Annotated in this window: 8 protein-coding genes; 2 read left to right on the top strand and 6 right to left on the bottom strand. The window is 63.0% G+C overall.

Translation table 11 applies throughout. The features are described 5' to 3' along the window. Positions 1 to 4 precede the first annotated feature (4 nt). The 4 genes from Q1L59_RS05085 to Q1L59_RS05070 all read right to left on the bottom strand — a co-directional run bounded on the left by Q1L59_RS05085 (position 5) and on the right by Q1L59_RS05070 (position 3,231). Positions 5 to 502, bottom strand: coding sequence for a cytochrome b (locus tag Q1L59_RS05085; RefSeq protein WP_300328966.1), 498 nt, complete (start codon positions 500 to 502; stop codon positions 5 to 7). A 212-nt stretch (positions 503 to 714) separates the two neighbouring features. Beyond that, positions 715 to 1,749 (bottom strand): GTP 3',8-cyclase MoaA, encoded by a 1,035-nt coding sequence (gene moaA / locus Q1L59_RS05080; RefSeq protein WP_300328969.1) that lies wholly within the window; start codon positions 1,747 to 1,749, stop codon positions 715 to 717. 202 nt (positions 1,750 to 1,951) lie between these two features. Next, on the bottom strand, positions 1,952 to 2,830 hold the full coding sequence (gene htpX, locus Q1L59_RS05075) for a protease HtpX (protein ID WP_300328964.1): 879 nt from the start codon (positions 2,828 to 2,830) through the stop codon (positions 1,952 to 1,954). A 56-nt stretch (positions 2,831 to 2,886) separates the two neighbouring features. After that, complete coding sequence (locus tag Q1L59_RS05070) at positions 2,887 to 3,231, bottom strand: HPF/RaiA family ribosome-associated protein (RefSeq protein WP_300328960.1); 345 nt, start codon at positions 3,229 to 3,231, stop codon at positions 2,887 to 2,889. Between the two features lie 133 nt (positions 3,232 to 3,364). Here Q1L59_RS05070 and nhaR point away from each other — a divergent pair, with 133 nt between their 5' ends. Both nhaR and Q1L59_RS05060 read left to right on the top strand, forming a co-directional pair. Then, positions 3,365 to 4,375, top strand: coding sequence for a transcriptional activator NhaR (gene nhaR, locus Q1L59_RS05065; RefSeq protein ID WP_300328956.1), 1,011 nt, complete (start codon positions 3,365 to 3,367; stop codon positions 4,373 to 4,375). 168 nt (positions 4,376 to 4,543) lie between these two features. Beyond that, positions 4,544 to 5,437, top strand: a complete 894-nt coding sequence (locus Q1L59_RS05060) for a Tim44-like domain-containing protein (protein WP_300328954.1) — start codon at positions 4,544 to 4,546, stop codon at positions 5,435 to 5,437. A 73-nt stretch (positions 5,438 to 5,510) separates the two neighbouring features. Here Q1L59_RS05060 and Q1L59_RS05055 read toward each other — a convergent pair whose 3' ends face one another. Together Q1L59_RS05055 and Q1L59_RS05050 are read right to left on the bottom strand one after the other, a co-directional pair. Continuing rightward, a complete protein-coding gene (locus Q1L59_RS05055; RefSeq protein WP_300328952.1) occupies positions 5,511 to 6,446 on the bottom strand; it encodes an alpha-E domain-containing protein in 936 nt (311 codons plus the stop codon). Continuing rightward, positions 6,439 to 7,863: a circularly permuted type 2 ATP-grasp protein gene (locus Q1L59_RS05050; protein ID WP_300328949.1), complete on the bottom strand. Its 1,425-nt coding sequence runs from the start codon at positions 7,861 to 7,863 to the stop codon at positions 6,439 to 6,441. The genes Q1L59_RS05055 and Q1L59_RS05050 overlap by 8 nt, the downstream gene beginning before the upstream one ends. Positions 7,864 to 8,047: the final 184 nt, after the last annotated feature.

Below are 8,047 nucleotides of genomic sequence, written 5' to 3'. Positions count from 1 at the left end.
GCGGCTATCTCCCGAACGTATTCCAGCGCATCACCTTCCCACAGCCGCTTCGCCAGATCCATAGGCGAAACCATAACGAAAAACCGCTACGGTGTCCAGCGGAGATCTGGCGAAGGGTAAGCTGTACCAGGTCGGGCAGCGGCAGGACGCCAAGATAAATCGTCGGGAAGCCTTTGGCCGAACTCATCAGCCAGCCAGAGAGCGGAATGGCGAGCATCAGGACATAGAGCAGCAGATGCACTCCTCGCGCCAAGACTTCCTGCCAACGCGGCAGGCTGACCGGCCAGGCCGGCGGCCGATGCGCGAGTAGCCAGCCTAGGCGGGAAAGCGCGAGAAGAAACGCACTGATGCCGGCCCATTTGTGCCAAGCGTAAAGCCTCAGCTTCTCTGGCGACAGCGGCAACTCGTGCATGTAGGTGCCGAGACAGAACAAGCCGACCAGGACGACGGCCATCAGCCAGTGAAAGGCTATCGCCGTACGAGTGTAGCGTGCCTCGCGCATGCGTTTACGCGTTTACCCTGCTCAGGCCAAGGCCGCGCCTGGCAACTGTGCTCCGCGTGGCGACCGTGCACCGCTCGCTGATGGCGACAAACCGGCGGTCACCAGCGCCCTCACAGCCGGACGCTGTCCGCGCACCAAGCGAGGTCAAAGTCGTCCTTGATCGCAGATGAGCATACGGCCGTGCGGGCAAGCGAAGGCGCTCCGAGCAAGGTTCAACCGCCAGTGATCGACATGAAACGGACCAGTTGCGGAGCGTCCAGGCGCTGGCCGAAATCGTGCCCACGCGCCTTGAAGCCCATGCTCTGCGCGATGGCCGCACGTACTAGCGCGTCGTCCGCCGGGTGCGCGCGCAACAGCGGCAGCAGGTGCACGGCGTCGTTGCTGCCCAGACAGGGAAACAGTTCGCCACGCGCAGTGACCCGGACGCGGTTACAGGCAGCGCAGAAATTGTGACTGTGCGGGGCGATGAAACCGACCCGTGTCGTCTGCCCCGGGATCCGCCAGTAGCGCGCGGGGCCGCCGGTCGTTTCCGCCGACGGGACAAGGACGAAATCTGCCTGCAGCAAGGCGAGGGCTTCGTCACTGCTGAGAAAGCTGGGCCGGCGTGAATGGCCAAGCTCGCCGAAGGGCATCTGCTCGATGAAAGCGATGTCGATTTCCTGTGCAACGGCGAAGTGGACGAGGTCGCTGATCTCGTCGTCGTTCACCCCGCGCAGCAGCACCGCGTTGATCTTCAAGCGTTCGAAGCCGGCCGCACGAGCCGCTGCAATGCCTGCCAGCACGCGCGACAAATCGCCGACCCGGGTGATTTGGCGAAATCGCTCCGCGCGCAGCGTATCCAGGCTGATGTTGATCCGCCTGACGCCGGCTGCGCGCAGCGCCGGCGCGTAGCGCGCAAGCTGTGAACCGTTGGTCGTCAGAACCAACTCGCGCAGGCCCGGCAGGCGGGCGAGTCGTTCAAGCAGCCAGATGGCGTTGCGCCGGACGAGCGGCTCGCCACCGGTGACGCGCAGCTTGCTGACGCCCAAGTCGACAAAGACGCTGGCCAGGCGCAAGCACTCTTCCAGCGTCAGCACCTGCGCGCGCGGCAGGAACTCCATTTCCTCCGCCATGCAGTAGTGACAGCGAAAGTCGCAACGATCGGTGATCGACAGGCGCAGGTAGCTTACCTGCCGCCCGTACTTGTCCACCAGAACGGCATCCGCCGGTCGCGCTGCGCCGATCAGCGGCGGCGTTGGAGCCAGCATCGTATCAGGCCAGTTCTGCGCACCGGGCAGGTCGTTTGGCATCGGCAATGGTCTCTGGAAAGCGCAAGCAGTGAACCCTGACTGAGGTCAGGCGGGCGATTATAGCCGACTTCAACCTCCGCCTGCCCGTTCGCTGCCGCCCAAAACCAGCGCCGGAACCGATGGCCGATCGGTTCCGGCGGCGCGCTTGGCGAGTTGCCAATCAGCGCGCGTTCTGCAGCGCCGCGATGCGCTCCTCGATCGGCGGGTGGCTCGAGAACAAGGCCATCCAGCCGGCGCCTCCGGTGATTCCGGCGGTGGCCACGTTCTGTGGCAACTCACCGGCGGAGAGGCCGCCCAATCTCTGCAGTGCAGCGACCATCGGCTGCGGCGTCCCGAGCAACTGGGCGGCACCCGCGTCGGCACGGAATTCGCGCACGCGTGAGAAGTACATCACGATGATGCTGGCCAGGATGCCGAAGACGATGTCGCAGATGACGACCGTGATCGTGTAGCCGATTCCCGGGCCGGCCGACTCTTCGCTGCCGCGGCGCATGGCGGAATCGACAACCCAGCCGACGACGCGCGCCAGGAAGATGACGAAGGTATTGACGACCCCCTGAATCAGCGTCAGGGTCACCATATCGCCATTCGCGATGTGCGCTACCTCGTGCGCGATCACCGCTTCTGCTTCCGAGCGCGTCATGCTTTGCAGCAATCCGGTGGAGACGGCGACCATCGAGCTGTTACGACTCGCGCCCGTTGCGAAGGCATTCGGCTCGCCCTCGTAGATGGCGACTTCCGGCATCGGCAAGCCGGCCTTCTCGGAAAACCGGCGGACCGTGTCGACCAGCCAGAACTCGGTCGAGTTCGCCGGAGTTTCGATGACCTGCGCGCCAGTACTCCATTTCGCGATGGTCTTCGACATCCAGAGCGAAATGAACGAACCGCCAAAGCCCATGATCAGGGCAAAGAACAACAGCTTGCCCAAGTCCAGACCGGCCCCGGAAAAGAACCGGTGTGCTCCGGTGAGCGTGCTGACGACGCCAAGCACGAGCATAATCGCCAGGTTTGTGGCGATGAGCAGAAATACACGTTTCATCGTTTACCTCCAGAAAGTAGCCTGTTCGGTGATGCCGGGCCGCTATGCGAGCGTGCTCAGCGCGGAACGCTGGCCAGGTAGCCGTCGTCGTGTCGGTATTGTCGCTGGCGCGCGAGTCGGCGCGCCAGCGTGCGCCCGGCACGGTCGGCAGCGCGGTCTACTGCAACATGGAGGTCGGCCTGCGTATCTTCAACCACCAGGTCGAGCGCTTCGTTACCGATGACGCGAATTCGACATCGCTTGTCGTTGCCGCCGCGCGGTCCGTTGATATCGGACAGGACGACGTCAACGTTGGCAATGGCGTAGCTTGCCCAGTCGAAAGCGAAGCGCACGCGGCGGTCGACGTGGTCGCGCAAGTCGGCGGTAAGTTCGACACCCCTGGCCTGAATGGCGATCTGCATGGAAGGACTCCCCAAAAGAAAAAATGCGAGCAGCGAGAAGGAACGAGACACGGAGCTAGTCTAGGCGATGCAAAAGCATCCGACAAATCGAATATACTGAACTGATGATTCCATTTTTCCGACCATATCGAGCATGCCCACGCTGAACTACAAGCACCTGCGCTACTTCTGGATGGTCGCCAAGTCAGGGAGCATCGCGCGCGCCTGCAAGCAACTGCACCTGACACCGCAGGCAATCAGCGGTCAGTTGCGCGAACTCGAACAGACGCTGGGCGTGGAACTGTTTCATCGCATTGGCCGCGGGCTGGAAGTCACCGACGCCGGACGACGGATTCTCAGTTACGCGGACGAGATTTTCGCTCTCGGCGACGAGCTGCTCGATATCGCACGCGACCAGACAACCCGACGAAGCCTGCCGTTTGCCGTCGGGATCGCCGACTCGGTGGCCAAGATGGTTGCTCATCGTCTGATCGAACCGGTCTTGAGCCTACCCGAAGCGGTGCGCCTGATTTGTCGCGAAGGACGATTGACGCCACTGCTCGCCGAACTGGCTGTACATCGGCTCGACATCGTGATCGCCGACCAGCCGATGCCGGCCAACCTCAACGTGCGCGGCTTCAGCCACCTGTTGACGGAAAGCGAACTGAGCGTCTTCGGCGCCGACGCATTGCTCGCCAAGCTCGATGGGGACTTCCCTGCCCTGCTGCAGGGTGCGCCCTTTCTCCTTCCCGGCGACGATGTGGCGATCCGCACCCGCCTTGAGGAATGGTTTGCCAGCCAGCGTCTGCACCCACGGATCGTCGGCGAGTTTGACGACAGCGCCCTGCTCAAGGCTTTCGCCCAGGGCGGCGCGGGCTTGTTCGCTGCTCCGAGGGCGATCGCCGGACACCTCACCGAGCAGTATCGCGTCCGCGCGCTCGGCCGCATCGAAACGATCAGCGAACAGGTCTACGCAATCACCACCGAGCGCCGATCGAGTCACCCGGCCACCATCGCGATCATCGAACAGGCGCGCTCGTCAGCCATTGGCAGTGCCAGGCGAGGCCGGCGAACGACGTCCGAGGTTGGACGTGCGCTGCCCGGTGGTGCTCTCACTGCTCTGCCACAATCGACCTCCTCGGCCGGCGACTCCATTTCATCCTGATCGGACAGCGCGCCAACACCTGGTGCGAAGACGGCGAAAGACCAGGGCAAGCGCCGAGTTTCGACGGAATTTTCGAAGTATCATTACAAAATATTCTGCTTTTCGTTCGACTGTGTGCTCTTTATGCTAGCTCCCGTTCCACCCCTGAACCCCTTACAGGAGAAAATCATGAAAGTTTTTTCGATGCTGGCAGTCGTTCTTGCGCTCGGTCTGGCGGTAGCGACCGGCGATGCCGACGCGGCAAAGCGCTTCGGAGGCGGCAAGTCCTCCGGCATGCAGCGCGAGTCGGTCAGTGCCCCGCAGGCGCCCTCCTCTGCTGCGGCAACCAGTGCCGCGCAGCGGCCGATGGCTGCGCCAGCCTCGCCGGCACAGCCGAAGCGATCGTGGATGGGACCGCTTGCGGGTTTGGCAGCGGGCCTTGGGCTGGCGGCGCTCGCCGCGCATTTCGGTTTCGGTGAGGAACTCGCCTCGATGCTGATGATCGGACTGCTCGTCATGGCAGCCCTCGCGCTGGTCGCGTTCATCATGCGCCGAAAGGCTGCGTCGCAGGCGCCGGCGAGCGGCGGGCTGCAGTACGCGACGGCTGGTGCGCCGTCTGCCTTGCCTGAGCACCGCCCAGGCGAGCCGGCAATGTTCTCCCCCGGCAGCGCACAACCGGTGCTCGATGACAGTCACCAGCCGGGGAACATCCCGGCTGATTTTGACGCAGCCGGGTTCGTGCGTAACGCGAAAGTCAATTTCATCCGCCTGCAAGCGGCAAACGATGCCGGCAACCTTGACGATATCCGCGAGTTCACGACACCCGAGATGTTCGCCGAGATCAAGATGGACATCAGCGAACGCGGTAACGCCAAGCAGGAGACCGATGTCCTCGAGATCGACGCTCAAGTGCTCGATGTCAGCGAAGAGAGCAGCCGCTACATCGTCAGCGTACGCTTTACCGGCCTGATCCGCGAAGAAAAGGATGCGGCCGCCGAGCGGGTAGACGAGGTCTGGCACATGATCAAGCCGCGCGATGGCCGCACGGGCTGGGTGCTGGCCGGGATTCAGCAGATGCAGTAAGGCAGGGCAAGCGCCGGCGACGACCTCGAGTGTTATCGCCGGCGACGGCCTTGGTGAAATCGCCGGCGACGGCTCAGGCAGCGACCAGAAAATCGCGGCTGATGCCGTCGCCAAGATCGTAGATCCGATCCATGAAGTCGCTCAGGTAGGCGTGCAGGCCGCCGGCCAGAACGTCATCGATGCGGGCGAAGTGCAGGCGAGCGTGCAGCACGCCTGCCTGTCGCTCGGTCTCTGCCGACACACTGTTGGCAATCAACTGGAGCATCCGTACGATACCGTCGGCGCACGCGTGCAGCGACCGCGGCATGTCCATGCGCAGGATCAATAGTTCAGCGACGCGTGCCGGCGTGATCGCCTCGCTATACACCTTGCGATAGACCTGAAAAGCCGACACCGAACGTAACAACGCGCTCCAGCGGTAGAAGTCGGTTGCGGCTTCATCGCCGTTCTGGCGCAGGACATGGTACTGCATGTCGAGGATGCGCGCCGTGTTGTCGCCGCGCTCCAGGAGCCCGCCGAGGCGGATGAAATGCAGTGCGTCGTCCCTGAGCATCGTCCCGAAGGTCACGCCGCGGATGAGCGCCGAACGCAACTTGACCCAGTCGAAGAACTCGCTGATCCCGCGCGCAAGAATGTGATCGAATTGCTGCTGGCGCAACTCAAGCCAGGTCGCGTTGACGCTTTCCCACATTTCGGCGGTCAGCGTGCCGCGCACCGCATGCGCGTTTTCGCGCGCGGCACGCAGACAACTCTGGATCGACGACGGGTTGGCGGGATCGGAAACCATGAAATGGAGGACGTTTTCGACGTTGACTTCGTCGTAGACTTCGGCAAAGGCGTCCTCAAGGCTGTTCAACGCCAGAATTGCGCGCCAGTTCTCGTTTTGTGAGGCAATCGACTGCGGCAACAGCGACATCTGATAGGAAACATCGAGCAGGCGAGCAAGATTTTCCGCCCGCTCGGTGTAGCGGGCCAGCCAGTAGAGGTGATCGGCAGTGCGACTAAGCATTTTCGCTCTCCAGAACCCAGGTGTCTTTCGTTCCGCCACCCTGCGATGAGTTGACGACCAGCGAGCCGGCGCGCAGGGCGACCCGGGTCAGGCCACCGGGTACCATGCCGATGCCCTTGCCAGAGAGCACGAACGGCCGCAGATCGAGATGGCGCGGCGCGATGCCGGCGTCGACGAAGGTCGGGCAGTTGGACAAGGCGAGCGTCGGCTGGGCGATGTACTTGTCGGGTGCGGCGAGTATGCGCGCACGGAAATCATCGATCTCGGACTTGCTCGCCGCGGGACCGACGAGCATGCCGTAGCCACCCGCACCGTGCACCTCCTTGACCACGAGTTCAGGCAGATGCGCCAGAACGTATGCGAGATCATCCGGGCGGCGCAGGATCCACGTCGGCACGTTGTTCAGCAGCGGCGTTTCACCGAGATAGAAGCGAATCATTTCCGGAACGTACGGGTAGATCGACTTGTCGTCGGCAACGCCGGTCCCGATCGCATTGGCCAGCGTGACGCGACCTGCCCGGTAAGCCGAGAGTAGACCGGGAACGCCCAGCATCGAGTCCTTGTTGAACGCCAGCGGGTCGAGAAAGTCGTCGTCGAGCCGCCGATAAATCACGTCTACGCGTTGTGGACCCTGTGTCGTTCGCATATAGACGGTGTCGTCGCGCACGAACAGATCGCGCCCTTCGACCAGCTCGACGCCCATCTGCTGGGCAAGAAAAGTGTGTTCGAAGTAAGCGCTGTTGTACGCACCGGGCGTCAGCAGAACGACCGTCGGGTCGCCGACTCCCTTCGGTGCGACGGTTCGCAGGTTTTCCAGCAGCATGTCGGGGTAGTGCTGAACGGGCGCGATCTTGTGGCGCGAAAACAGCTCGGGGAAAAGCCGCATCATCATCTTGCGGTCTTCGATCATGTACGACACACCCGACGGAACACGCAAGTTGTCTTCGAGCACGTATGAGTCGCCGCCTCCAGCGCGCACGATATCGACCCCCGCAACGTGCGCGTAGATCCCGCTGGGCACGTCCACTCCGATCATCTCGGGTCGGAACTGCGGGTTGCGCAGCACCTGTTCGGATGGAATGAATCCGGCGCGCAGGATCTCCTGGGCGTGATAGATATCGTTCAGGAAGGCATTCAACGCCGTGACGCGCTGCCAGAGTCCGGCCTGCAAGGCTTGCCACTCGCCGGCCGGAATGATGCGCGGGATGATGTCGAATGGAATCAGCCGCTCGGTTCCGGCTTCTTCGCCATAGACGGCGAAAGTGATGCCGACCCGGTGAAAGGCAGTGTCGGCCTCGGCCCGCTTGCGCGCCAGTCGCTCCGTCGGCATGCTCGCCAGCCAGTCGGCAAACGCGCGGTAGTGCGACCTGAGGTTTCCCTCGGCGTCGACCATTTCATTGTAGAAGTTCACTGTCATCGCATTTGGCCATCAGCACCTGTTTCTGCGTGACAAGCAAACCGCATGCCATCCCTTCGGAGCGCCCACGGACGGGCTTTCCCGCGGCACGCGAGGCCACACGCGCCGGCTATTGGTGCATCAGGTACCTCGATGCACTGCGCTGGTGCTCGACGAAGTCGCTGCAGACGGCCGGCGCCGCAGC

It is taken from the genome of Accumulibacter sp. (genome assembly GCF_029255125.1).
GTDB lineage: Bacteria > Pseudomonadota > Gammaproteobacteria > Burkholderiales > Rhodocyclaceae > Accumulibacter.
Note: the sequence above shows the minus strand (reverse complement) of the source record. Positions and strands in the feature narration are given on the sequence as shown.

Bases quoted from the DNA above. Each gene is read 5' to 3' on its own strand.
- htpX (WP_300328964.1), bottom strand. From the start codon at position 2,830: ATGAAACGTGTATTTCTGCTCATCGCCACAAACCTGGCGATTATGCTC.
- Q1L59_RS05055 (WP_300328952.1), bottom strand. From the start codon at position 6,446: ATGCTTAGTCGCACTGCCGATCACCTCTACTGGCTGGCCCGCTACACC.
- Q1L59_RS05060 (WP_300328954.1), top strand. From the start codon at position 4,544: ATGAAAGTTTTTTCGATGCTGGCAGTCGTTCTTGCGCTCGGTCTGGCG.
- Q1L59_RS05070 (WP_300328960.1), bottom strand. From the start codon at position 3,231: ATGCAGATCGCCATTCAGGCCAGGGGTGTCGAACTTACCGCCGACTTG.
- moaA (WP_300328969.1), bottom strand. From the start codon at position 1,749: ATGCTGGCTCCAACGCCGCCGCTGATCGGCGCAGCGCGACCGGCGGAT.
- Q1L59_RS05085 (WP_300328966.1), bottom strand. From the start codon at position 502: ATGCGCGAGGCACGCTACACTCGTACGGCGATAGCCTTTCACTGGCTG.
- nhaR (WP_300328956.1), top strand. From the start codon at position 3,365: ATGCCCACGCTGAACTACAAGCACCTGCGCTACTTCTGGATGGTCGCC.
- Q1L59_RS05050 (WP_300328949.1), bottom strand. From the start codon at position 7,863: ATGACAGTGAACTTCTACAATGAAATGGTCGACGCCGAGGGAAACCTC.